Source organism: Acinetobacter sp. 243_ASPC (genome assembly GCF_001054715.1).
Lineage (GTDB): Bacteria > Pseudomonadota > Gammaproteobacteria > Pseudomonadales > Moraxellaceae > Acinetobacter > Acinetobacter soli.
Genome location: NZ_JVOR01000095.1, coordinates 157,391 through 182,308, shown reverse-complemented (window position 1 = coordinate 182,308; position 24,918 = coordinate 157,391). Strand labels below are relative to the sequence as shown.

The 24,918-nt window shown below is 45.4% G+C and carries 27 protein-coding genes and 1 pseudogene; 15 read left to right on the top strand and 13 right to left on the bottom strand.

From position 1 onward, the window contains the following. Position 1: 1 nt before the first annotated feature. From ADA42_RS12990 to ADA42_RS12950, 9 genes and pseudogenes are all read left to right on the top strand, one after another. A complete protein-coding gene (locus ADA42_RS12990) occupies positions 2-247 on the top strand; it encodes a SlyX family protein (RefSeq protein ID WP_004932731.1) in 246 nt (81 codons plus the stop codon). A 37-nt stretch (positions 248-284) separates the two neighbouring features. Next, positions 285-1,283 (top strand): hypothetical protein, encoded by a 999-nt coding sequence (locus tag ADA42_RS12985; RefSeq protein WP_004932733.1) that lies wholly within the window; start codon positions 285-287, stop codon positions 1,281-1,283. A gap of 110 nt (positions 1,284-1,393) precedes the next feature. After that, entirely contained in the window at positions 1,394-1,843 is a 450-nt protein-coding gene (locus tag ADA42_RS12980; RefSeq protein ID WP_004943776.1) for a hypothetical protein, read from the top strand. A 32-nt stretch (positions 1,844-1,875) separates the two neighbouring features. After that, a complete protein-coding gene (gene topA / locus ADA42_RS12975) occupies positions 1,876-4,521 on the top strand; it encodes a type I DNA topoisomerase (protein WP_004932739.1) in 2,646 nt (881 codons plus the stop codon). A 148-nt stretch (positions 4,522-4,669) separates the two neighbouring features. Next, positions 4,670-6,658: an ATP-dependent helicase gene (locus ADA42_RS12970; protein ID WP_004943772.1), complete on the top strand. Its 1,989-nt coding sequence runs from the start codon at positions 4,670-4,672 to the stop codon at positions 6,656-6,658. 98 nt (positions 6,659-6,756) lie between these two features. Next, complete coding sequence (locus ADA42_RS12965; protein WP_004943769.1) at positions 6,757-7,008, top strand: RNA recognition motif domain-containing protein; 252 nt, start codon at positions 6,757-6,759, stop codon at positions 7,006-7,008. Between the two features lie 41 nt (positions 7,009-7,049). Next, positions 7,050-7,413: pseudogene (locus tag ADA42_RS18790) on the top strand (ASCH domain-containing protein). A 75-nt stretch (positions 7,414-7,488) separates the two neighbouring features. Further along, entirely contained in the window at positions 7,489-7,992 is a 504-nt protein-coding gene (locus tag ADA42_RS12955; RefSeq protein ID WP_004932752.1) for a DUF6586 family protein, read from the top strand. A gap of 112 nt (positions 7,993-8,104) precedes the next feature. Beyond that, complete coding sequence (locus ADA42_RS12950) at positions 8,105-8,383, top strand: hypothetical protein (RefSeq protein WP_004932755.1); 279 nt, start codon at positions 8,105-8,107, stop codon at positions 8,381-8,383. A gap of 43 nt (positions 8,384-8,426) precedes the next feature. Here the strand turns inward: ADA42_RS12950 and ADA42_RS12945 are convergent, their stop codons facing one another. From ADA42_RS12945 to ADA42_RS12930, 4 genes are all read right to left on the bottom strand, one after another. After that, positions 8,427-10,145 (bottom strand): cation:proton antiporter, encoded by a 1,719-nt coding sequence (locus ADA42_RS12945; RefSeq protein WP_004932760.1) that lies wholly within the window; start codon positions 10,143-10,145, stop codon positions 8,427-8,429. Positions 10,146-10,287: 142 nt separating this feature from the next. Beyond that, entirely contained in the window at positions 10,288-10,443 is a 156-nt protein-coding gene (gene rpmG, locus ADA42_RS12940; protein WP_001205031.1) for a 50S ribosomal protein L33, read from the bottom strand. 12 nt (positions 10,444-10,455) lie between these two features. Continuing rightward, a complete protein-coding gene (gene rpmB / locus ADA42_RS12935; protein WP_000048256.1) occupies positions 10,456-10,692 on the bottom strand; it encodes a 50S ribosomal protein L28 in 237 nt (78 codons plus the stop codon). Positions 10,693-10,858: 166 nt separating this feature from the next. Then, positions 10,859-12,307, bottom strand: coding sequence for a coniferyl aldehyde dehydrogenase (locus ADA42_RS12930; protein ID WP_004932763.1), 1,449 nt, complete (start codon positions 12,305-12,307; stop codon positions 10,859-10,861). A 118-nt stretch (positions 12,308-12,425) separates the two neighbouring features. Here ADA42_RS12930 and ADA42_RS12925 point away from each other — a divergent pair, with 118 nt between their 5' ends. The 5 genes from ADA42_RS12925 (at position 12,426) to ADA42_RS12905 (ending at position 16,200) form a co-directional block, all read left to right on the top strand. Next, the gene (locus ADA42_RS12925) at positions 12,426-13,115 is read left to right on the top strand and encodes a TetR/AcrR family transcriptional regulator (protein WP_004932767.1); all 690 of its coding nucleotides are present in this window, start codon (positions 12,426-12,428) and stop codon (positions 13,113-13,115) included. An 84-nt stretch (positions 13,116-13,199) separates the two neighbouring features. Further along, on the top strand, positions 13,200-14,066 hold the full coding sequence (purU, locus tag ADA42_RS12920; protein WP_004932769.1) for a formyltetrahydrofolate deformylase: 867 nt from the start codon (positions 13,200-13,202) through the stop codon (positions 14,064-14,066). Between the two features lie 307 nt (positions 14,067-14,373). After that, complete coding sequence (locus ADA42_RS12915; protein WP_048765646.1) at positions 14,374-15,153, top strand: energy transducer TonB family protein; 780 nt, start codon at positions 14,374-14,376, stop codon at positions 15,151-15,153. A gap of 19 nt (positions 15,154-15,172) precedes the next feature. Further along, entirely contained in the window at positions 15,173-15,796 is a 624-nt protein-coding gene (locus tag ADA42_RS12910) for a MotA/TolQ/ExbB proton channel family protein (protein WP_004943757.1), read from the top strand. Then, positions 15,796-16,200: an ExbD/TolR family protein gene (locus ADA42_RS12905; RefSeq protein ID WP_004932775.1), complete on the top strand. Its 405-nt coding sequence runs from the start codon at positions 15,796-15,798 to the stop codon at positions 16,198-16,200. Before ADA42_RS12910 ends, ADA42_RS12905 begins: the two co-directional genes overlap by 1 nt. A gap of 55 nt (positions 16,201-16,255) precedes the next feature. On the opposite strand, the gene msrA is transcribed toward ADA42_RS12905, so the two are convergent. The 8 genes from msrA to lgt form a co-directional block, all read right to left on the bottom strand. Next, positions 16,256-16,777, bottom strand: coding sequence for a peptide-methionine (S)-S-oxide reductase MsrA (msrA, locus tag ADA42_RS12900; RefSeq protein ID WP_004932778.1), 522 nt, complete (start codon positions 16,775-16,777; stop codon positions 16,256-16,258). A gap of 106 nt (positions 16,778-16,883) precedes the next feature. Continuing rightward, positions 16,884-17,372, bottom strand: a complete 489-nt coding sequence (locus ADA42_RS12895) for an META domain-containing protein (RefSeq protein ID WP_048765644.1) — start codon at positions 17,370-17,372, stop codon at positions 16,884-16,886. A gap of 206 nt (positions 17,373-17,578) precedes the next feature. Continuing rightward, positions 17,579-18,637, bottom strand: a complete 1,059-nt coding sequence (locus ADA42_RS12890; protein ID WP_048765643.1) for a DUF4105 domain-containing protein — start codon at positions 18,635-18,637, stop codon at positions 17,579-17,581. A 27-nt stretch (positions 18,638-18,664) separates the two neighbouring features. Further along, complete coding sequence (locus ADA42_RS12885) at positions 18,665-19,174, bottom strand: dihydrofolate reductase (protein ID WP_004943751.1); 510 nt, start codon at positions 19,172-19,174, stop codon at positions 18,665-18,667. 12 nt (positions 19,175-19,186) lie between these two features. After that, entirely contained in the window at positions 19,187-20,029 is an 843-nt protein-coding gene (thyA, locus tag ADA42_RS12880; RefSeq protein ID WP_004932789.1) for a thymidylate synthase, read from the bottom strand. Positions 20,030-20,139: 110 nt separating this feature from the next. Then, positions 20,140-20,508 carry a hypothetical protein gene (locus ADA42_RS12875; RefSeq protein WP_048765639.1) on the bottom strand — a complete coding sequence of 123 codons (369 nt, stop codon included), beginning with the start codon at positions 20,506-20,508 and terminating at the stop codon, positions 20,140-20,142. Then, complete coding sequence (locus ADA42_RS12870) at positions 20,501-20,887, bottom strand: hypothetical protein (protein WP_004932793.1); 387 nt, start codon at positions 20,885-20,887, stop codon at positions 20,501-20,503. Before ADA42_RS12870 ends, ADA42_RS12875 begins: the two co-directional genes overlap by 8 nt. Before the next feature lie 100 nt (positions 20,888-20,987). Next, a complete protein-coding gene (gene lgt, locus ADA42_RS12865; RefSeq protein ID WP_004932795.1) occupies positions 20,988-21,806 on the bottom strand; it encodes a prolipoprotein diacylglyceryl transferase in 819 nt (272 codons plus the stop codon). A gap of 92 nt (positions 21,807-21,898) precedes the next feature. Here lgt and ADA42_RS12860 point away from each other — a divergent pair, with 92 nt between their 5' ends. Further along, positions 21,899-22,678 carry an NRDE family protein gene (locus ADA42_RS12860; RefSeq protein WP_048765637.1) on the top strand — a complete coding sequence of 260 codons (780 nt, stop codon included), beginning with the start codon at positions 21,899-21,901 and terminating at the stop codon, positions 22,676-22,678. A 39-nt stretch (positions 22,679-22,717) separates the two neighbouring features. Here the strand turns inward: ADA42_RS12860 and ADA42_RS12855 are convergent, their stop codons facing one another. Then, entirely contained in the window at positions 22,718-24,904 is a 2,187-nt protein-coding gene (locus ADA42_RS12855) for a PhoX family protein (protein WP_048765635.1), read from the bottom strand. Positions 24,905-24,918: the final 14 nt, after the last annotated feature.

The following is a 24,918-nucleotide window of genomic DNA, read 5'->3' as shown; positions in this document are numbered from 1 at the left end:
AATGACTAAACCAACAGAGTCTGATGATCATGCGTCATTTTCCGCACCCATTGAAGATTTGCAAGTCCGAATTGCATTTTTAGATGAATTAGTTGAGCAATTAAATACACAGTTGGCTTTACAGTCACTTGAAATTGCTGATTTGAAAAAACAAATGCAAATTTTATATCAGCGTGTCGACGCCTCCGATTTATCTGAAGGTATTGCGCCTTTCGACCCGATGACCAATAAGCCGCCACATTATTAAGTTTAACCTGACACCTTTTGCCCCAAAGTGATCTGAAATGAAAAGTATTCTGCTCATCGATCTGGAAAAGACCTCCATTCAGATCGACCTTTTGCGTTCATATATTGAAAATGATCAGCTGATTTATGTCTTTAATTTACGTGACAAACTCACCTGTAATTTGCAGGCGCTCACGGAGTTAGCGAGTTGGGTCAGCAGTGGGCAACTGGTGGTACTCGACACACCAACACATACGGCTAAATCTTCAGCCTATGCCTTGCTTGCAGGACAGTTGCTGGCACTTTTAGATCCAGAAGCATCGATAGAGCTCCAGTCGAAGCATTCAGCCGCAAATGAACTGGCGGAGTTGCTGCGCGCAGCGGGCAAAACAGTTGTTACACAAGATACTGCGCGTCTAGAGGCGAACAGCAGTGCGATGCCGGCTGCACATACTGTGGCCGAACAACCGGCTTTATTACAAATCAAGCGCTACTGTGATGCAATTGGTCAAGCTCCCGATCGTTTACCCTTGACCATGGACGCCCTTAAAAATTCGATTGCCAATATCTTAAAACTCAGTGCAGATCAGGTGCCGCAAGTTCTGGCGCTGCTGGTGAGTTTGAAATTGATTAAACGCGATCAAGGGCAAGTGCGCTTTCGCAAAAAGATGCTAAAACAATGGATAGCACTTGAACTTGCGTCTAGCACAAAGACTCAGCCGCCCGAGGTACAGCCGAAGAAAAGCCAAGCCCATAGCGCGATGCCACAAGTGGTGGTGGGGGATGTCGATACCATCATGCAGTTTTTAAAAGAACAGCAGGCGCCAGCCGAAGGACCTTTTCCGCCGTCTTTAGATGAGTTGCAATGGCAGGCGTTACAAAAACTCCATGAACTCAAACTGGCACGGCCCAAAGATATTTTCAGCTTACGCGATATGTTGCAAGACTGGTTTCCCAAAGCCAATATTCATCATCTTTTGAAAGGGTTAATGGATAAGGGATACATTCAGTTAGATGATGATCAGCTACATTATACAGCCCAGACATTTATTCACTGAACGCATTCGTTTTACAGGCCATTGCGCCAGCTTAAGATGCTTTGCATGAAAAACTTGCGTTTTATGTTGCGCTTATGCAACTCTAATAAAAGAGTAGAACAGGGTTAACTATGGAACATTTAGGATTATGGGTTGCGATTATTATCGTGGTCTTTGTATTGGGCTCAATTTTTGGCTTGCGCGTCAGTCCGCGCGAAAAAGCGTTAGGATTGATGCGTGACAAAGCGCGTAAGATCGGACTGCATCCACGTCTTGTTCCAGCCCCTGAGTGGACAAAAATTCCGATGGCCTCTGAAAACCGTGCCAGTATGGTCGCCTACTATAGTGTACTGATTCCAGAAGCGCGTTTAGCTCTAATGCGTGCGCGTGTGGTGGACAATCAGCTCAATGTCGTGGCTGGGGATACTAAATTTAATCATTCCACCATTGCATTAAAAGGGATTTATGCTATTGATATGCAGGCAAACTGTGTCGGCGTGTACTGGGATGAAGAATCCGATCTAAAAGCAACACAACTTGACGAGATGAAAGCGTATTTACTTAAGCTCGCCGAAGTCTAAACATTATTAATTCACAGGAAAAACAGTTTATTATGGCGAATGCCCCTCGATCCGCAAGCAAAAAGAGCACTTCAGCATCTTCAGAGTCTGCTGCGAATAAACGTGCCTTAGTGATTGTGGAGTCGCCTGCTAAAGCGAAAACCATCAACAAGTATTTAGGCTCTCAGTACATTGTAAAGTCTTCGGTCGGCCATGTGCGAGATTTGCCGACAGGTGGTTCAGCCAAATCAAGTGAAAAAAAGCCAGTCAGCCGAGCCAAACTCAGCGCTGAAGAAAAAGAGAAAAAAGCTCAAACGGCCTTGATTAATCGTATGGGAGTAGATCCTGAGCACGGTTGGACGGCGCAGTACGAAGTCTTGCCAGGCAAAGAAAATGTCGTGGCCGAGCTGAAAAAACTTGCTTCGCAAGTCGATGAAGTTTATCTCGCAACGGATTTGGACCGTGAGGGAGAGGCGATTGCATGGCATTTAAAAGAAGTGATCGGTGGCGACGAGAGTCGTTATCAGCGTGTGGTGTTTAACGAAATCACTAAAAATGCCATTCAGGAAGCATTTAAGCACCCCGCACGACTCGATACCAATAAAGTCAATGCTCAGCAAGCGCGTCGCTTCCTAGATCGCGTGGTTGGCTTCATGATTTCGCCCTTATTGTGGGAAAAAATTGCACGTGGCTTATCTGCCGGACGCGTGCAGTCGGTCGCGGTTAAGCTGGTGGTTGAGCGTGAGCGTGAAATTCGTGCTTTTATTCCCGAAGAATACTGGCAGATTTTCGCCGATACGCTATCTAAAAAAGATCAAATTCGCTTAGAAGCCGTTAAACAGGCGGGCAAAACGCTGAAGCTGCGTAACAAAGCAGACACCGATGCTGTTTTGAAGCTGCTTCAAGATGCCGAATATAAAGTTGCACAGCGCGAAGACAAACCGACCAAGGTCAATCCAAGCGCACCGTATATCACCTCGACCTTGCAGCAGGCTGCCAGCACACGTTTGGGCTTTTCAGTGAAAAAGACCATGATGATGGCACAGCGCTTATATGAGGCTGGTTTTATTACCTATATGCGTACCGATTCGACTTTTTTAAGTGATGATGCGGTGAATATGGTACGCGAGCATATTCAGCAACAGTTTGGCGACAAATATGTTCCTGCCAAACCAAACCGCTATGGCAACAAAGCTGGCGCACAAGAGGCGCACGAAGCCATTCGCCCATCCAATGTAGCACTGACAGGTGACCAACTTGCAGGAATGGAACGTGATGCGCAGCGACTTTATGATCTGATCTGGCGCCAGTTCGTGGCATGCCAAATGACGCCTGCTGAATATCTGTCATCGACGCTTACGGTCGATGCCAATAATATTGAATTACGTGCCAAAGGCCGTACCTTGGTGTTTGACGGCTTTACCCGTGTTCGTGGTGCCAACAAATCCGACGACGACGTGTTACTGCCTGCGGTAAAAGTTGGCGAAACACTCAAACTTGAAAAACTCGATCCAAGTCAGCACTTTACCAAACCGCCTGCGCGTTTTACCGAAGCCTCTTTAGTTAAAGAACTGGAAAAACGTGGGATTGGTCGTCCATCGACCTATGCGGCGATTATCTCGACCATTCAGGATCGAGGCTATGTCAAGCTGGAAAATCGTCGTTTATTTGCCGAGAAAATGGGCGAGATTGTGACGGACCGACTCGACGAGAGCTTTAACAACCTGATGAATTATGCGTTTACCGCAGATTTAGAAGGTCAGCTTGATAAAGTCGCGACAGGCGAACGCAACTGGAAAGAATTGCTCGACAGTTTTTATGGTGATTTCAAAAATCGTTTGAATACTGCTGCCAGCAATGATGGCATGCGTCGTAATCAGCCGATTGAAGTGCCAGATGTGGCCTGCCAATTGTGCGGTCGACCAATGCAGATTCGTACGGGCACCACAGGCGTGTTTTTAGGATGTTCTGGTTATAACCTGCCACCAAAAGAACGTTGCAAAGGTACCCTGAACTTAACCCCTGTGGAATCGTTGGCTGCATTTTCCGACGATGATGCTGCTGAAACAGCAGATTTGATGGCCAAACATCGCTGTGCAAAATGTGGCACCGCGATGGATAGCTACGTGATCGATGGTGGCCGTAAGCTGCACGTATGTGGCAACAACCCAGATTGTGACGGCTACGAAGTCGAAGAAGGCGAGTTTAAAATCAAGGGTTATGACGGCCCGACCATCCCATGCGATAAATGTGATGGTGAAATGCAGCTCAAGACGGGACGTTTTGGACCATACTTTGCCTGCACCAGCTGTGACAATACCCGTAAAGTATTGAAAAGTGGTCAACCTGCACCTCCGCGTGTAGATCCGATCAAGATGGAGCACTTGCGCTCGACCAAGCATGATGATTATTTTGTCTTGCGTGATGGTGCTGCGGGCTTATTTTTGGCAGCCAGCAAGTTTCCAAAAATTCGTGAAACGCGAGCGCCAAAAGTAGCTGAGCTTCGCACGGTGGCCGAGCAACTCGATCCAAAGTATCAATATCTGTTAGATGCGCCCGATGCAGACCCAGAAGGTAACCCGACACTGATTAAATTCAGCCGAAAAAATCAGGCCCAGTACATCGGATCTGAAACACCAGAAGGTAAACAGACCAAATGGAGTCTGGTGTTTGAAAAGGGCAAGTGGATCGAAGCCTAAGTCCAATAAAAAATGCGAGCAAACAGCTCGCATTTTTTTGTTGCGTAGCTTTGCAAGCGGTGCGAGCCACAGATGAAAACAAGCCCCCATGCGCAGGTGGAGTAGAGTCTGCTACACTAAGGCATATTTTTGAATTGATCGATGTGCTATGAGTTTTGACCAATTAATGGGCGAGTTAAATCCGCAGCAACACGCGGCTGCAACGACTCATGCCCAGCATTGTCTTGTGCTAGCAGGAGCAGGCTGTGGTAAAACCAAAACCATCGTGGCACGTGCGGCTTATCTCATTGAGCAAGGGGTTCCTGCCAATCAAATTCAAATTTTAACTTTTACCCGTCGTTCAGCCAGTGAAATTGTGGCGCGGGTCGAGTTGGCTTTGGGGGAGCAAGCCAAAGGACTCCGCGCATCGACTTTTCATACGTTTTGTATGTACCTGCTGCGCCGTGTACCGAAAGCCTTTGGTTTAGAACAATTCTCGATTATTGATCGGGATGATCAACTGATGATGTTCCGTCTGATTCGCGGTAAAGATGACAAGAAGAATCCAAATCAACTTCCAAAGCCACAAGAGCTATGTGATTTGTATTCTTTTGCGCGTAATACCCGCCAGAAATTGAGTGATGCTTTAGAGAAGCAACATCCTGAATATTTGGCATTTAAAGATCAAATCGCCAAGATCATGCAAGAGTATGAGACACGCAAGCGTGCACGTAGCTTTCTGGACTATGATGATATTTTGGCGATTGTGGCTTCAGCACTCGATCAATCTGAAGGCTTGGTTGATTATGTCGCATCGATTTGTAAGCACATGTTGGTGGATGAGATGCAAGACACCAATCCCTTACAGTGGGCATTGCTTGAACCACTCAAAGATCAAGTGTGTCTGTTCTGTGTTGGTGATGATGCACAGTCCATTTATGGTTTTCGTGGGGCAGATTTTGAAAATATTCATCGTTTTAATGAACGTGTACCGAATGCTCAAGTGTTTAAACTTGAAAAAAATTATCGTTCCACCCAAGAAATTTTAGACCTTTCGAATTGGTTACTCGATCAATCGGAGATTCAATATGACAAGCGTCTTGATGCCTATCGAGGTGAGGGAGTTAAGCCGCGCATGCATATTTTCCCGAATGAGTTTGATGAAGCCAAATGGATCGCAATTGATATTAAAGAGCGTCATTATTTGCAGGGGCATAACTGGTCGGATCATATGGTCTTGGTCCGTTCTAGCTTTGCTGCGCGGCATATTGAAGCGGCATGTATTGCAGCCAATGTCCCGTATCGGTTTATTGGAGGGATGAAACTGCTTGAAACAGCCCATGTGAAAGATTTACTCAGTTTATTACGTGTGATTGCCAATCCTTTGGATGATATTGCGTGGATGCGCTTTCTTACCCTATGGAATGGGGTGGGCGATGTGGGGGCAAGTCGTCTGGCACAGCAGTTGTTACTTCAACCTGAATTCGAATTAATTTTTAATCAATTAGAACAATTTGGACGTATTCCTGTTGAAACCTTATTAATGATGAAACAGATGATGGTGCTGAAGCAGGAAGTACAAGCGTGTGTTAGTTTGGGTATTCAAGCAATTGAAGCACAATTGGCCGAGAACTATAAAAAAGACTGGAACCGTCGCCAAGGTGACTTTGAGTTGGTTAAACAATTGGCTTCCAAACATGGACAATTAAGCGAATTTCTTGAGGAATATGTACTTGACCCTGTTTCTATTTCTGAAATTGAACGTCAGTCGGATACAGATGTAGTCACATTGATTACCATTCACTCTGCTAAAGGTACGGAGCAGAAAGTGTGTTATGTCGCGAATGTGACGGCTGGTCAGTACCCACATGCGCGTGCTCAGGGTGACTTTGACGCGGTCGAGGAAGAACGTCGGGTGCTCTATGTCGCGCTGACTCGTGCACAGAATGAACTGATTCTTACCAAGCAAAATCTGAATCTGTGGGCGCGAGATGTGGTGGATGAGCAAGGACGTAAAGTTGAAAGCTATTTCTTAAATGATCTTACCCGCAATCTATGTACCTTGGAAACGCATCATAAACCCCGCCAGCAAACGGTAAAAAGTGCCTTAATGGAACGACGGTCGATTAATTTAGATTTTGGGATTAATCTCGATTAAACTAAGCGAGTTACATTGTGGTAGTTGATGTGCAATGTTCAGAAAGTAGCGTAGGCGATTGCTTTTTGATGATTTTGCCTATTTTTGAAGGTTGTTAAATGAAAATTTTAGTTCGTAATTTAGAACGTACTGTCACAGAAGCTGAGTTACTGAAACTGTTCCAACAATATGGCACAGTAGAAACCTGCCAATTGGTTTTAGATGCTGAAACAGGTAAATCTAAAGGCTTTGCTTTTGTGGAGATGCCACATGGTCGTGAAGCGGTGAAAGCTATTAAAGGTTTAAATACTTTGCGTTTACATGGGACAGGAATTCGTGTAAAGCAGGCTGAAGATAAGCCACAGGCTTAAAGGAGAGGAGCAGAGGATGCTCCTTTTTTTATGGGAAAATCATGAGAAGAATTTATCCTGCTTTATCGATTGTTGCGCCATCGGGAATCTATATTGCTGAAGGCATAAAAACCTTGGAAATTCGTTCATGGCGCCCCAATGAGCTTTCTCTTAAAGATATTAGTTATTATTGAAAATGCACATGATCTGAATCAGGATGGAGATGAGGAATTAGGTCGAGCAGTTGCATAGGGGGATATTTCATCTGTTCATGCTTGGCAGAAAAGTGAGATTGAACAGGCTAAAGCAAGCTATTGGGAAGATGGCTATTGGGCTTGGGTCATTGAAAATGTTAGGCCCATTCATCCTCCTGTGGATATACCAGCTCGAAGAAAGATTTATTGGATAGAGTTGGATGTGGTGTAATTTTTTATTGTGCATTGAATTCAATTAAGTTTAATCTTAGGCCTATAACACATGCCAAGAAATTAGGAAAATTGTATGTCCCGTGTTGCTCGTTATCATGCCGACCGAACCAATCAAAAACTTTATTTTGCGCGTTTGGCGTGTCAGCAAGCCGAGCAGATTGAGCATGTTCAGCAAGCCCAAGCTTACCGTGAAGCTGCGGTTTTTCATTTGCACGGTGCTGTGCTGGCATTTTTGCAAGAGCTGGTGCGTTATTATCGTTTAAACGACCTGCAACCGACGCTCAAGTCGATTGAAGAGAAAATGGCAGAAAAGGGGCAGGTATCGCCTGAAGTTGCCGTGCTACAGCAAATTGCCAAAGATGGCTTTATTGCAGAGCTTAAGCGTGCTTATCGCATGTGTCAGTATGCACCTGAGCCGACTGAGCCGACACCTGAAGAAGAAACCTCTTCAAATCTGATTATTAAAGTCACGCAAGGGCCGCAATCGTGGTTACCTGATGTCAAAATACTCCGTGAATGGCACCGAGAACTGAGTCAGCTGATTGACGGTTTTCGTAATGAAATGGTTGAGTTTTAGTGCATCTTTCGATGGAGATGCTTGAAATTTTCAAGCAGAGCTCCTATATATAAATTCTACAGTTAGCAAAGTGCAGGTGCTCTTTGCCACCATGTTGAAGCATGGAGGGTTTATGTCGATACAACAGTTGAAAGAATTATTTGGTAACCAAGAAGCAATCTTAGAGTTGGTTCAACTTGAAGGTGGCGAATTGGCCTTGCGCAATGCGGGCTCTAATCAAGAGCCTTTGGTGAAGATCCAGTTTAACGATGAAGTCAAAGCACTTCTCGGCGATCAAACCGCGCTTGTTGCCCAGCACATGATTCAGGCAGCGTTGTTTGGTTTACTTGAAAAACAAGTGAACCAATGGCATGCAGAGGTCGTGGATGAGCAACCAGAATTTATGAGTTAAAAAAAAGCGTACTTTAAGTACGCTTTTTTTAGATCTGTTGTTTTTAATGCGTTGCTGGTGCCTGATGTGCACGTTCAATTTGCCCTAAAATATGGGCACTCATGGTTTTGGCCATTTCTTCTTTGGCATAAAACACCAGTCCTACATTGTCTTTACGAATCACGTCGGCTTCTTCGTGACTTTCTGCACAGCAAAGCACTTCAATGCGTGGATTTAACTGCTTGGCAATATCTACAATCCGGTGAATATCAATAATATCCATTGGCGAGAGTACCAGAAGTCTGGCGTGCATAATATGTGCCTGAATCAGCACGCTAGGCTCAGTCGCTTCACCACTCACTGCAGCAATGCCTTTTTTACGTAAATCTTCGACAATTTCACGGTTTTCTTCTGCAATCACCACCTTAATCTCTTGTTGCATGAGGGTTTTGGTAATGCGTCGCCCAACCTCACCATAGCCGACCATCACCACTTGATCACGTAAATAGGTTTGATCAAGCTCATCGGGCAGCATCGCCAGCGGGTCACCACTACGTTCGAGTAAACGTGCCAGATGTGAGCGTTCTCGAATCCAGCGCTGGATTGGCTCAATAGCCGAGAAGATAAAAGAGTTTAAGGTGATTGAAAACAGCGCCCCTGCCAAAATCAGATTTTGCGCATCGAGCGTGAGTAGGCCTAAAGTCACACCCAATGTGGCCAAAATAAACGAGAATTCGCCAATTTGTGCCAGACTGGCACCAACAGTCAGCGCGGTATTGATCGGATAGCGAAAAAACAAAACCAGTGCCATGGCGGCCAGTGTTTTACCTACCATGATAATCGCTACAACTGCCAGAATTTGTAGCGGTTGCTCAAGCAAAATGCGTGGGTCGAATAGCATGCCCACAGACACAAAAAACAAAATCGAAAAAATTTCACGTAGGGGTAGCGTTTCTTCTTCGGCGCGGTGACTAAAATCGGATTCCTTCACCACCATGCCGGCGAAAAACGCTCCAAGTGCCATCGACACGCCAAAAACAGCGTAGGAGCCATAGGCGATCGAAACTGCCGCAGCCACCACGGTAAGGGTAAACAGCTCACGGGAACCCAGACGTGCCACAAACTGCATGATCATCGGCACTAAACGTTTGCCGATAATCAGCATAAAAGCGATAAATCCTGCAACTTTTAGCAAAGTTAAGCCGATGGTCAGCCAGATATTGCTGCTCGCTGCACCGTGTGCCAGCTCTTTGCCGCCAAGCAGTACGGCCATGGCAGGCAGCAGTACCAGTACCAAGACCATCACCAGATCTTCAACCAAGAGCCAGCCGACGGCAATTTTGCCGTTGACCGAATCGAGCAGGCCACGATCACCAAGCGCTTTGAGTAAGACCACTGTACTGGCACACGATAGACTTAAACCAAAGACCAACGCAGATCCGAAGCTCCAGTCCCACCACATCGCCACGCCAATGCCGAGTAATGTGGCCACTGCAATCTGTAATATCGCACCGGGAAGCGCAATACGGCGTACCTGAAGTAAATCACTGAGGGAAAAGTGCATTCCCACGCCAAACATTAAAAACATCACCCCAAGCTCGGCCAATTGATTGGCGAGTTTCATATCGGCGACAATTCCTGGAGTATTGGGGCTAATTAAAATACCTGCAACCAAATAGCCAATGAGCGGAGGAAGGCGTAGACGTGCAGCGATATAGCCAAAAAATAAGGCCAAACCAAATCCGACTGCCAGTAAAATAATTAAATCTACGTCATGTGGCACTCAAGACTCCTTAAATATGGAATGTGTATGAATTAGCAAAAAAAATGCCAAATTTTTATATTGATAAATATTAACAAGCAGAACAAAAATAATGCAAAAAAAAACGACTTCATTTGAAGTCGTTTTTTTACAGAATCTAAAATTATTTGATTTTAGCTTCTTTGAAAATCACGTGTTGACGGATTTTTGGATCAAATTTTTTGATTTCCATTTTTTCCGGCATAGTACGTTTGTTCTTCGTGGTAGTGTAGAAATAACCAGTACCAGCTGAAGAAACTAAGCGAATCTTGTCACGCATTGCAAGGTCTCCTTAGATCTTTTGGCCTTGAGCACGAAGATCAGCTACAACCTTTTCAATGCCCAATTTGTCGATGATACGCATACCTTTAGTGGTTAGACGAAGACGTACGAAACGTTTTTCGCTTTCTAACCAGAAACGGTGGTGGTGCAGGTTCGGCTCGAACCGGCGCTTGGTTTTGTTGTTGGCGTGTGAGACGTTGTTTCCAACGACTGGACGCTTGCCGGTAACTTGGCAAACCTTAGACATGGTGGAACTCCATTGATTTAGCCAACAGCAAATCTGTGGCCAGTCATACAAATAAACGGATTGAATTTATTCAAGGGGCGTTTTATACCAAAAATACGATTAAAAGACAAGCGAATTCGGTAAAAACGCGGCATGAAGCTGTGTAACAGATCATGCCTTGATCAGGTTATCGAAGAAGTGTTTTCGAAATAAGCCGATGAATCGGTTTGTTAAATGGTGGCAGAATATATTTTAAGCTATAGAGCTTTGGATTCGACATCATTGAACGTTCATGCGACAAGTTGAAAAAACCTTCAGGGCCATGGTATTTACCCATACCCGATGCACCGACGCCTCCAAACGGAAGATCATCCTGCGCCACATGAGTCAATACCGTGTTGATTCCGAAGTGGCCCGAATGCGTGCGCTGTGCAATGTAATCGGCACGTGCCTGATCAAAGTCGAAGTAGTATAGCGCAAGTGGGCGTGGACGGCGATTAATAAACTCGATCACGTCTTCCATTTGATCATATTCAAAAATTGGAAAGATTGGACCAAAGATTTCATTCTTCATAATGTCCATTTCGGTGGTGACCCCAGTGAGTAGCGTTGGGGCAATCTTGCGCACATCTTCAAGTGATTCATTATGTGGGTTAATTTCGATAATACGTGCGCCTTGGGCACGTGCATCATCTAAATAGCCTTGCAGGCGTCGATACTGCTTGTCGTTGACAATTGACGTGTAATCTTGATTGTCACGCAAATGTGGATACATCCCCGTTGCGATCAGCTTGAAGTTTTCAATAAACTCCGCAGCGCGGCCTTTAGGTAAAAAGAGATAATCCGGTGCGACGCAGGTCTGACCTGCATTCCAGAGTTTACCCACCGCAAGACGCTGCGCAGCCTCTTTCATGTCCATTGATGGATGGACAATGGCTGGGGATTTTCCACCCAGCTCTAAAATCACCGGTACCAGATTTTCTGCCGCAGCCGCCATCACCGTTTTACCCACTGCAGTTGAGCCGGTAAAAATCATCTTGTCGAAGGGAAGGTGACTAAAGGCATCCGAGATGGCACCACCGCCATTAATAACGGTAACCAACTCTTGCGGGAAAGCTTCTGAAAGGGCATTTTCAAGGACTTGACCAAATTGACTTGAGGCACTGGAAATTTTAATCATGGCGTGGTTGCCAGCGGCCAGCGCACAAATAAGTGGCCCTACAGACAACAGCAATGGATAGTTCCAAGGCGTAATAATCCCAATTACACCGAGCGGTTGATACTCGACCCAGCCTTTGGCCGGTTGATGCAAAATACTGATATGGCGTTTGGACGGTTTCATCCACTGTGTCAAATGCTTGCTATAATAGCCAATATGTTCAAGACAGGTGAGTAGTTCACCGATTTTGGTTTCACCAATCGAACGGTTGCCATAATCGCGATTAATGGCCTCTGCAAACTGGTCCTGATATTTGACCAAAATACGTTTCAGACGAGCCAATCGATCAATACGATCTTTTGCAGATGGAACAGGATAACGCTCATAGGCACGTTTTTGCTGCTCTAGGACATCGTGTAAGTGATGAACATCAAGTGAATGTGGAGTCATCGAAGTTGTTTTTGTTTGACTGTTCATGACGCGTTACCATAGTGTGGAACTGAGCTATATATAATTTTTAGAGTAAATACTCTAAAGAGTCAAGAAGGTTTCTGTGTTAGTTTTCTAATGCATTAGATATCAACGGTTGTAAACAATGTCCGCATCGAAAACAGTCAAAACGAAAGATCGTATTTTGCATACCAGCTTGCAACTGTTTAATGAGCGTGGTGAGCGGTCTGTCACCACCAATCATATTGCCTCTGAATTGGGCATTAGCCCGGGTAATTTGTATTATCACTTTCGCAACAAGCAAGAGATTATTAAGGAGCTTATGGAGCAGTACCAGCGTGAAACACTGGATATGCTGGCCTTGCCCAAAGATCGATTGCTCAATGCCAATGACAAGATTCGTTATTTTCAAGTGCTCAGTAGTCAGTTATGGGAATACCGTTTTTTGCATCGGGATGTTTATCATTTAATTGAAAACAATGATGACTTTAAAAAGATCTATCCAAAATTTGCTGGGCAGGTGATGCAGCAGGGGCAAAAAATTTATCAGGCTTTCGTCGACGCGGGTTTGATGAAAATGACGGCTTCTGAAATTGAAGCCCTGATCATCAATTTATGGATTGTGCTGACCAACTGGACCAACTTTTTGTATATGTCGGGCCATATTAGCGACAGTAATCATCTGGAAGAGAAATGGGTGTGGCAGGCGCTTCGTCAAATGGTATTTTTAGAAGGACCATATTTGATGGGAGAAAGCCGCGAAACCTACGAGCGTTTGCTTGAAAGCTTTGGTCCATCTGATTTGTTTGCGCGCATTTCCTCGAAAACCGAGTAATTGTCAGACCCTATTCAGTCTGCGATAAAAACGCGCTAGAATAGCCCGCTTGTTTTTAAACTGACCTATAGTGATATTAATCAAATGAACACCACTACTGCCAATACAGCACGTCTACTGATTACTTGTGAAGACAGGCCCGGGATCGTGCAAGCTGTATCGAGCTTTTTGTATCATCAGGGAGCAAATATTACCGCACTTGATCAATACGCTACAGAGGCTCAAGGCGGACGTTACTTCATGCGTGTTGAGTTTGAGTTAGAACATTTACAAAGTCGTAAGGATACCTTGATTCAGACTTTTTCGGCCAATGTTGCAGAGCGCTACAACATGCAATGGCGTTTGGCATTTGTCAACGATCTGAAAAAAGTGGGTGTTTTGGTATCGAAAGTGGATCATGCCTTACTTGAATTGCTTTGGCGTCATGCGCGCGGTGGTTTACCGTGTGAAATTACCAAAGTCATTTCAAATCACGAAGATTTACGTGAGGCCGTGGAAAACTTTGGTATTCCATTTGAAGTGGTACCCGTCAACAAGGAAAACAAACGCGAAGCGTACGCCAAAATTGATGAATTGATGCAGGGCAATGACTTGTTAGTCCTTGCACGTTACATGCAAATCCTAGATGAGACTTTTGTTGAAAACTGGGAGATGAAAATTATTAATATTCATCACTCGTTCTTGCCTGCATTTGTAGGGGCAAATCCGTACAAGCAAGCGCATGAAAAGGGGGTGAAGCTGATTGGTGCAACTGCTCACTACGTGACTGCGGATTTGGATCAGGGGCCGATCATTGAACAAGATGTCGAGCGTGTCAATCATGACTTTACTGTTGAGCAATTACGCGAGCTAGGCCAGGACGTCGAGCGTAACGTACTGGCACGTGCAGTCAAATGGCACTTAGAAGATCGAATTATTGTCGATGGCAACAAAACTGTCGTGTTCCAATAAGTTTATTTCCTAAAAAAGTATGCATGCCGCATACTTTTTTTTAATCTTATTAATGTTATGATATAGCATTTCATTTAAAGGGTGTGTACCAGTCATGCATCTTGATATAAAGAGGGTGTATCGCATTTTCCAATCAAATGAGAAATATTGAAATTTCAGTAGATCTTTTGAATGTGAAAAAAAACAGTTGAAAATGAAAACACTTCTCATTTATTATTGCGATACTTTAATTGTTTGAACCGATAAGCTGTATCGCGATGACATGTTGTGATTGTGAATTGCTTCTCAAATAGGTAATTAGATTCTTATGAGTCAATCTCCTGCACTATCGATGAATTCTACACCTCCGAATTCTCCCAATCCGATGAAGAAAAAAGTCATCACTGCACTTGTCGCGGTTGTGATTGGTCATGCGGGAGTGTTATGGGCTGTCAACCAGATGAAAAGCCCAGAACTCAAACCCATTGAACAAAAACCACTCAATGTGCGCTTTGTAAAAATTCAAGCACCGCCGCCGCGCCCACCTGAACCAAAGCCTGAATCGAAAAAAGAGCAACCTAAGCCGAAAAAAGAGGTGAAGGAAGTCAAGGTGGTAGAGAAAGTTGCACCACCGAAAAAAGTCGAAAAGGTTCAACAGGTCAAGCAAGCAGAAACGCCAAAACAAGTGGTGAAAACTGAGCCACAGGTAGACTTCAAGCCAGTGACGACAACCACCACCGTTACGGAAAAGGTTGTTGAAAAAGCCAAGCCTCAACCTGCTGCACAGCCGCAGGTGAACCGCGACCCGTCACCAAAGAGTGTATCGATTGGCGGTGCTGGGGTGCAGTGGAGTCGTACGCCGCGTCCTTCATATACCAACCGTGATTTGCAAGGTCAAACACGCAGTATTGTGGTGATGATTGAGGCGGATGAAACTGGCAAGATTATCAATGCGCGGATTACCCGTAGTAGTGGTGTGCCTGCGCTTGATGACAAGATTCTGCGTGCGGTACGTAGTGCAAAATTTAAACCGTATAAAGAAAATGGTGTTGCTTACCCTATTCGTGCTGAGCAACCCTTTGACTTAACATTAAATCCTAACGGCTAACACTTTCAGGAGTTCGAGTATGAACTTTTCAGTTTATTGGCAACATGCAGATGCAGTCAGCAAAACACTGTACTTCGTGCTTTTGGCAATGTCGATTGCAACCTGGACGATTCTTATCTTACGTTTGATGGGAACCCGCCAATTAAAACAACAAGCTTATGCTCAACTCGCTAAAGCACTGAGTAGTCTGAAAGCCAAGTTTGTTCACTTGACTTTCGAGCAGCGTAAGGCAGTGGCAGAGCAGGCGTTACTGCGTCAGATTTCTGCAGAAAAATCCAGTGCAGAAAAAGGCGTTGCAGTACTCGGTACCATTGCCTCTTTGGCACCGTTTGTCGGTCTGTTTGGTACGGTTTGGGGAATCTTCCATGCGCTGGTAGCAGTAGGTAAAAGCGGACAAGCAGGATTGGCACAAGTTGCGACACCGGTAGGTGAAGCGCTGATCATGACCGGTTTAGGTCTGGCTGTTGCGATTCCTGCGGTATTGGCATACAACATCTGTGTACGTTACAACCGCGGTTTAGCACATGATTTACAAGATCAGGCTCATAGCTTGCTGATCGATACCATGTTGCAGCAAGAATCTGCTGAACACAAAACTGAAGTGAAGGCAGCGCAACAAAGCTTTGCTGGAGGTCAGGCTTAATGGCATTTCAATTGGGTGAAGACCACGACAGTGGCATGAATGAGATGAATCTCATTCCGTTAATTGACATCATGTTGGTACTGATGATCATCTTTTTGGTCACAGCAACGGTTGCAAACCCATCGGTACCATTAAGTTTGCCAAAAACCACGGCTGAGATTCAGCCACCGCCACCGAAAGAGATTACCATTAGCATCAATGCCAATGGTGATGTCTCTTGGGGGCAAGAAACCATTACGCTAGATGAGCTTAATCAGCGTTTTCAAGAGGCAGGCCAGCAGGCGCAAAAGCCGACAGTTATGCTAAAAGCCGATAAAGCATCACGTTATGATACTGTCGCACAAGTGATGTCTCGTGCGAGTGGAGCCGGACTCAGCGATATTGCTTTTGTCAGTGAAAATTAAACGCTCTAGATTGAGCGCAATAAAAAAGCAACTCGATCGAGTTGCTTTTTTTTGTTCAGGCCTTAAGTAAAGACTGAAATTTGCTACGTAATTTAGCAATTTTTGGAGGAATTGCAAAATTACAAAAGCCTTGAGACGGATTCTTGGTGTAGAAATCTTGATGATAATCTTCAGCCGCATAAAAAGTAGGTACTGGGCTGAGCTCGGTGACTACATTCATGCCTTCGGCTTTTAACTCTTGAATGAGTTTTTCTGCATCTGCTTTTTGTTGCTCGTCAAAATAATAAATGACAGAACGATACTGCGTACCGATATCGTTGCCTTGACGGTTCAGCGTGGTTGGATCGTGGATAGCAAAAAACACGTGCAGTAAATCGTCGTAGCTGACCTGTGTTTCGTCAAAGTCCACCAAAATCACTTCTGCGTGATTGGTCTCACCTGTGCAGACTTGTTCGTAGGTCGGATTTTGTGTATCACCGCCTGCATAACCGCTGACAACTTTTTCGATGCCACGGATTTGTAAGAATACTGCTTCAGTACACCAGAAACATCCGCCGCCAAATAATGCCTGTTGCATGGTTTTCCTCGAAATAGCAAAGGGTTTTAATATCACGTTTTTTCGTTTACGTACAATCTATATTGAGGCGACCTGCTCAATTAAAAGACCATAAGGCACAATGTCTTTATTTTGATGCATCGAGAGCCATCACAATACGTCCGCTTTGATCCATCAGAATGAGATGTTCAGGGCTTGCTCGGTAACGCGATACGTTTGTAAGTGCTTGCTGATATTGCACACTGATGTTTTGATCCGTATTTGGACACATCATCTTGGTCGATGCCGCAGCGCCCAATTGAAGTGATTCGGCGTCTGCCTTAAAACTTCCCATCATACGATTACATCCATCTGTACCGCTAAATCGCTGTGTTTTTGAATCAAATTTCAAACTCGGTTTATTCGCGACCTGAGTGCTAATTTGAAAGCCATTAATTTCAGTAGCCGTCCAGTTGCGATCAAGCAGTGCATTGGCCGTGCTCGCATTGGCGCTACTGCTAGAGGTTACAGCTGTTTTGGTCGTAGAATCAGTTGATGATGTCGAAGGGGTTACCGCACATCCGGTAAAAAGCACGCTTGCACACAGGCAAGTCCCTGTTAGCCATGTTTTGATCATGTTGATGTCTCTTTGCTTCACAACTTGTTCTTGAGCAGTAGCAAAACAAATCAATGTAGATACATCGAGTAGAAAAGCGTGTGATTGTGTAAGCTTATTTTACGAGATGATGAGACAAGATCTAACCCGATCGATTCTCGATCATTAAGAAAAAATATACAGCATAATCGGGTTGAAGAACGGGGTAATCCTCGAAGATTGAGGTGTCACTGCTTCGGCTGTGGAATACCATAACGAATCACTTCTGAGAAATTTAGACTGTTTTGGTGTTTGAATTTCTCATACTCGGCTGCCCGTTCATTGATGTAAGCCATCTGATACCACTTGGCAATGCTGTAGTCATGACTGAGTACATTTAAGTCATATAAGTAGTTTGGTAGGTATCCCGACGCCAGTAAGCGATAATCTTTAGGAAGTTCATCTGGATTGATGGCTTGTGCCATATCAAAAACCAAGGTGGTGCAGTTACTGGTCAGGGTGTTGTACCATTTTGGTGTTGCCCGTAGTTCATCTGAGGTTTTAAGGTATTCCAAAAATAAAGCCTTGGCTTGCTCTTTAGATACCTGAACAGGAAACAGATAGACCTGTTCATGGCGAGCATTGCTGCGGGTATACACAATATCTTTTTCATCGGCTGCGACTAGGCTTAATTCAAACTGCCGAAAAAAACCACCAATTGCCGAAAAATTCTCATTTTTTTCTTTACGGATTTCGATGGAAAACACCAGCGGTTTTTGCTGTTCGAAATCAAAGCTCACCAAGGTATGGGCAATTTGCGGGCCCATCCAGTATGAGGTAATGATATTGACCCCTCGAAGCTGATTCAGGTTGTAATGACGAGTTTCCCAGCGTTCGGTATACTGACCATCAGGTTGCCAGTCAAAATTTCGTACATTGTGCAGGGTAATCTGATCTCCTTGGCGTTGGTAATCTAGTAGCCGAGCGACCTCTGGGTCCCAATCACGATTTTGCGCGGGCGCCAGTGAAAAATACCACAGAAGTGCAACTAAGAATGCCAGCATGTACAGCACGATATCTTTACCGCGCCCCAAAATATGCTGACTGATATAAATCCCCAATACGCTGAGGGCAAAAACAATCCAGATCCCGATGAGAATTCGACTACCTAGCCATCCAAAAGGTTGCTGAATCCAGAGTGCCGCACACACCCAAATACTTGAGCAGATCACAAAAACACTGAAAATCATATGTAAAAGCCCCATCCCTAGGGCATGTAAAAATTCTTTTTTTCCAGTTGTATGCATAAACCAACAATCAGCTAGGGATTGTCTTTATTTTCGGTAACTTGCGAACTCAAACGCAATACCTGTTTTGTCATCAATATGTGATTCACTGGCAATTTTTTTAAAGGCAGCAGGTCGGTCTGGATAAAATGCATCACCTTGCACATCAAGCTCGACATGCGTCAGCTCAAGCCAGTCGGCAATATCCAGTGTCTGACTAAAGATTTCTCCCCCGCCAATAATAAAGAGCGCACGCTGATTCGCGGCTTTTGCCTCTTGCGCAGCACCTTCTAAAGCAGCTTCAATACTATGTGCCACGTGCGTACCTGCGAATGACCAGTTTACATCGCGGGTAATCACCCAATTACTGCGGTTGGGCAATGCGCGCCCCATCGATTCAAGTGTCTTACGCCCCATAACCACCACGCCACCTTGGGTAATTGCTTTAAAGTGCTTGAGATCGGCAGGAATATGCCACGGCAATGCATTACCTTGACCAATACACTGTTTTTGATCCATGGCCACCACGTGAACCACTTCTAAGCCTTGAAATGCCATTAATTGCTTTCCTTATACAGCGACAGGTGCTTTGATTGCAGGATGAGACTGGTAGTCAACAATCTCGATATCTTCAAATTTAAAATCAAACAGGTCGGTAATTTCAGGGTTTAATTTAAGCTGACAAAGTGGTAACGGTTCACGGGTGAGTTGCAGTTTGGCCTGTTCAAAATGGTTGGCATATAAATGTGTATCGCCACCTGTCCAGACAAAATCTCCCACACCGAGGCCACAGACTTGCGCAATCATGTGGGTGAGGAGTGCATAACTGGCAATATTAAACGGCACACCCAAAAATACGTCGGCACTGCGCTGATATAACTGACACGACAATTTATTGTCTTGTACAAAAAACTGAAACAACGTGTGGCACGGTGGCAGTGCGACCTGTCCAGCTTCATTTGGATTCCAGCCAGATACAATCAAGCGGCGTGAGTTCGGATTGGTTTTAATTTCATTGACTAACCATGAAATCTGATCAAATCCGTCTTGGTTATAGCTGCCATCTGCATTTTTGCTGGCGCCAAAATTACGCCACTGATGACCATACACCGGGCCAAGCTCGCCTTCTGGGCGACCGAAACGCGCGGTTTGCTCAGCTGTCGCCCATTCGTCCCAAATGCTGACTTTGTTGTCCTTGAGGTACTGTACGTTGGTATCACCTTTTAGAAACCACAACAGTTCAATCACAATTGAACGAAAGTGTACTTTTTTGGTGGTGAGCAGAGGAAAGCCTTGGCTGAGGTCAAAGCGCATCTGATGACCAAATACAGAACGTGTTCCTGTCCCTGTACGGTCACCTTTATCGCCGCCATTGTCTAGGATATGTTGTAAAAGGTTTAAGTAGGTGCGCATGGTTCTCTCTAATCGTATAGTCGCCGCTTGACTAAGCGACAACAAGTTTCAATCGACTGCAAATTTTAGCCGTTTTTGTCTTCAAAGAACAGCAAACAATCTTGCCTGCGTTATTTACGTGGCTCACGATAATGGGCGGTAGAGGCCAAGCATAATCCGAGCACGCTAAAGCCCAATACTTGCAGGCCCGGTATCCATTTTGATGAGTCGGGCAGCAGCGAAATGGTGATGATGAGGGCTATAATTGGAAACACGTTGGCTAAAATATTAAAGCCTTCGCGGTAAGGATTATCATGATGAATCTGTTGTCGTTTATGGCGAATGATATGCGTCACTATTCCAATCAAAACGCTGATCACGACATATTTCGGGCTAAGCGGCTGTATGTGCGAGAGCCAGTAAATCACTGCGCATAACGCAATACAAAATCCAAAACGTATCGGACGGGTGATACGCTCGGAATACCAAAACTCAAGCATCGGGATTCACGCCTGAATTTGAAGATCTAAATAAAAACTGCGGTGAAAAAATAAACACCGCCAGCGCCATAAAGGCGATCCCTTGAATACCCCACCACATCAGATTGTTCATGGTTTTTACAAACAACAGTGCAAAGATCAGTGCAATTGGAATCCAGGTCAGCAGACGATACAGTAAACCAGTTGGCTTTTGCGCAGCAAAATGCAGCTTTAGGTAGCGACATATCAGAAAGATTATGCCTGTTCCTGTAAACATCAGCACCACGTCGAGTGGTAAAGGTTGATGATAAAACAGTGCAATCGCCACGATGAGGGTGAGAAGAAGAATGAAAAATTTTTGAATCCGAGAAATGTTCGGGTCAAACCAGAATTCAAGCATGTGCAGGTATCATTCAAAAAGAATAGGCAGAATTTACCACAAAAAATCAAAGGCGGGAAAAGCTTGACTTGACCCGCCTTTAAAATTAAAGCGAAAGATGTTATCGGGTTTTGAGTGGTCCCCAGTCGTAAAGTTTACGGCGGTAGGCGTACCACATCATCCACAAGCCAATCAGTAACATCGGCACAGTCAGAATCTGACCTTTGGTCATCCATCCAAATAAAATAAAGCCTTGATCTGCATCGGGCTCACGGAAGAATTCGATCACAAAGCGTGCTACACCGTATCCCATTAGGAACAAGGCAGACACTGCCATACGTGGTCGCGGTTTTGAGCTGAACCACCACAACAAGATAAACAGCAACAAACCTTCACAAATGGCTTGATAGATCTGGGAAGGGTGACGCACCAGATGAAACGGATCGGTTGGGAAGATCATCCCGAAAGGATAGTTCGGATCTTGGACTTCGCGACCATACAGCTCGCCCCCAATAAAATTACCAATACGGCCAAACATCAAACCGGTTGGGACGCAGGGTGCAATAAAATCCAATGTTTCAAACCAAGTTTTCTGGTATTTGCGGCACCACAAGATCATGGCCAACATCACGCCGATAAAGCCGCCGTGAAAACTCATACCGCCTGTCCAGACCTGAAACAGCCAGATCGGATTGGCAAGAAATTTGTCGAACTCGTAAAACAGTACATAGCCGACACGTCCACCCAGCACCACGCCGAGAGCGCCGTAAAAGACCAGATCGGAAACCATTTCCGAGGTCCAGCCATCACGTTGTTTTGCACGATAGGACGCGAGCCCCCAAGCACATAAAAATGCCAGTAAATACATCAGTCCATACCAATGGACCTTGAGCGGACCAAGCGAAACAGCAACCGGGTCTATATTGGGATAGGTGAGCATACCTGTACCTTGCTTTTATCTTTGCCAGAGATTTTAACGGAATGTCAGAAAAATGTTGTACATTCAATGTGTAAAGATGACGAGAAAAGATCATGTGTATTGTTGCCTTGGCATGGCAGGTGCTCTACCACACGCCTGTCTGTTTACTTTCAAATCGTGATGAGTTTTACGCGCGTCCCACTGCGTCTTTAAAGCAATGGCCCGATAGTCCGATTATTGCGGGTCAAGATCTGCAATCGGGTGGGACATGGATGGGCATTACAGCATCTGGACGCTGGGCGGTGGTGACCAATTTTCGTGATGGCAAAGATCAGCAGCACTATCCCACATCACGTGGGGCATTGATTGCCGATTTTCTACACTCAGATCTGTCGCCGATCCGTTTTGCGAAGACCCTTGAGCAACATCAGCAGGCATATGCGGGATTTAATCTATTTTTAGGTGATGCAACGCAGGCAGTCTATATGAGCAACCGCGGTGAAGCACCACAAGTTTTGGCCAAAGGCGTTTATGTGGTCTCCAACGGTTTAATGTCGGAGCACTGGGAAAAAACAGCACATTTACGTAAGCGCTTTACCCAAGAGTTTTTACCTATGATGCAGGTGCATACACCCGCGGCAACTTTAGAGCATGCCGCGTGGGATATATTGGAAGATGAACGCAAGGTGATTCCTGCACGGCTACCCGAAACCGGTATTAGTCTTGAGATGGAAGAGCTGCTCTCTTCGACCTTTATTCAAAGCCCCGTATACGGCACACGCTGCTCAAATTTTCTGGCGCTTGATGATCATCACTGGCAGTGGCGTGAAAAAATTCAGCAAGGTGAGCAGCAGGGTCAGATCACCGAGATCAAGATTGAACGACAGCAATAAAAAAACTGGCCGAAGCCAGTTTTTTTATTGTATGCGGGTTTAGGTACCTGCAATCACGCCACCATCTTTACGCGTGATGACCACGGTCGCCGAGCGAGGGCGAGCTGTCGTATTGCTTGGGTCAGTTTGGGTTGCAGGCCAGTGACTGCTTGGCTTGTCGTAACTGCTAGAATCTTCACCTGGATGCTGAACATTAATAAAGATGGCTTTATTGTCTGGCGTCATAGCAATGCCGGTAATCTCACATTCTTTTGGTCCCACCAAGAAGCGGCGTAGATTTTCATCGGTTACTTTCGCGCCCACAATGGTTTGCTGTCCATTTGATGTCGTGGCTGTCGTACCGTCACCAAGGGTTCCCGGTAAAGCCGCCAACATCATGCAGTTGGTCACATCGGTATAAGCGCCATCATCGGTTTGAATCCACAAGACGCCGCGTGCATCGAACCACATACCATCCGGGCTTGAAAAGTCGTTGTTGTCATTTAAACCCGACAGGTTAATATTTGCTGCCATTTTAGCTTCTGCGCCAAACAGGTAAATGTCCCATTTGAAGGTCGTAGCCGTGGTTTTGTTGTCGGTTTCTTTGAAACGGATGATATGACCGTTGACGTTACCTTTGTTGGTTTTGCTGCCCGCGTAGGTGTCTTCATAGTTACGCGGATTGGCGGCATCGGTTGGGTAGCTGCTGCCTCGGTTCGAGTTGTTGGTGAGGGTGACGTACACTTCACCATTTTCTGGATGCACCGTACACCATTCTGGGCGATCCATTTTCGTGGCACCAACACTGTCTGCGGCCAGACGCGCGAAGGTTACGACATCGGCCTGATGACGAAACGGATAGGTTTTGTTGCTGGCATCGAGGCCATTTTTACCATAGCTTAACTCGATCCACTGACCAGTGCCGTCATTGTTAAATTTGGCCACATACAAAATACCGCTGTTGAGATATTTATCACCTGCGGTATAGCCGCCATTGATATCTTTAACATCCCAGTTTGCCGTACTCACAAACTTATAGATGTATTCACCACGTGAGTCATCGCCCATATAAAAGGCCAGTGGCTGACCGGCAACCACGCGGCATGCGCTGTCTTCATGAGCAAAACGCCCCAGTGAAGTCCGTTTTACAGGGTTTTGGCGCACATCAAACGGATCGATTTCGACCATCCAGCCAAAGGTATTCGGGCCATTACGATAATCCTGCGCTGCCTGTGCTGCATTGACATCGGCATTCCAGCGGCTATAAAGGTCTTGTGCTTCAATTTGACCAATCGCCGTTTCCCAGCCGTAACGCGAGCTTGAACCCGCTTTGAGGCCGTAACGGTTGAGTGCGATAATTTCATGCGGTTGACGTTTCAGGTCATCGCTGCTCGAACGCTGAAAATAGCCAATAAAGTTTTCTTCGGTGGTTAAATACGTGCCCCAAGGTGTGTAACCATTGCCACAGTTGTTGTGGGTTCCTCGGGTTTGTTTACCGCTTGGCGAGTAGCTGGTCACCAGCAGATCAGCACCGGCTGCCGCACCCGCAAAATCCATCACGGTCGAGGCTGTAATACGACGGTTAAACACCGAACTTTGAATGAATTCGACTTTTTGCGTGGTGGCGTCTTTTTTAATGTGGATAATCGACACACCGTGTGCGTTCATTTCACGGAGTACTTCATCTTCTGGTCGGCGATTATCGACTTTGGTTGGGCCTTTCGGGTGCAAAAAGGTTGGATTGATGTACTCATGGTTCATCACCAGCAATCCCTGTGTCGAGACGTTGTCATCAAATCGGTTGCTGCTCGTGTTTAAACCAAAATAATGCATGCCGTCGTGGCAGTCTCCAGAACGGAACTGGAAGCTCGGACCTGATGGAATATTGTTGTCGTCCCACGCACCAACACGCGGATTAATTGAATCGCCGAGCGCGTAGAGTACTGTGGCCTGATAGCCTTCTGGTACTGTCACGATATCGTTTAAGTTTTTTGCAACAGGTTTGAAGTTGAGCTTTTCAGGGCGTTTGTTTGGATCAACCGCAGGGGTAGAGTTGTTATTGTCATCATTGCTATCGTTACAACCGGTCAATGTAGAAGCCAAGGCCAGTGCAACGGCACCGCTTGCCGTTTTTGCAATGAGTGAACGGCGAGACATCGATTGTTCTAAAATATCGCGAAAATGAATGTTGTCAGATGTATTGTTGTCTAACTCTTGATCTTCATGATATGGCGTTGGCTGTGTCATGTATTTTCCCCAAA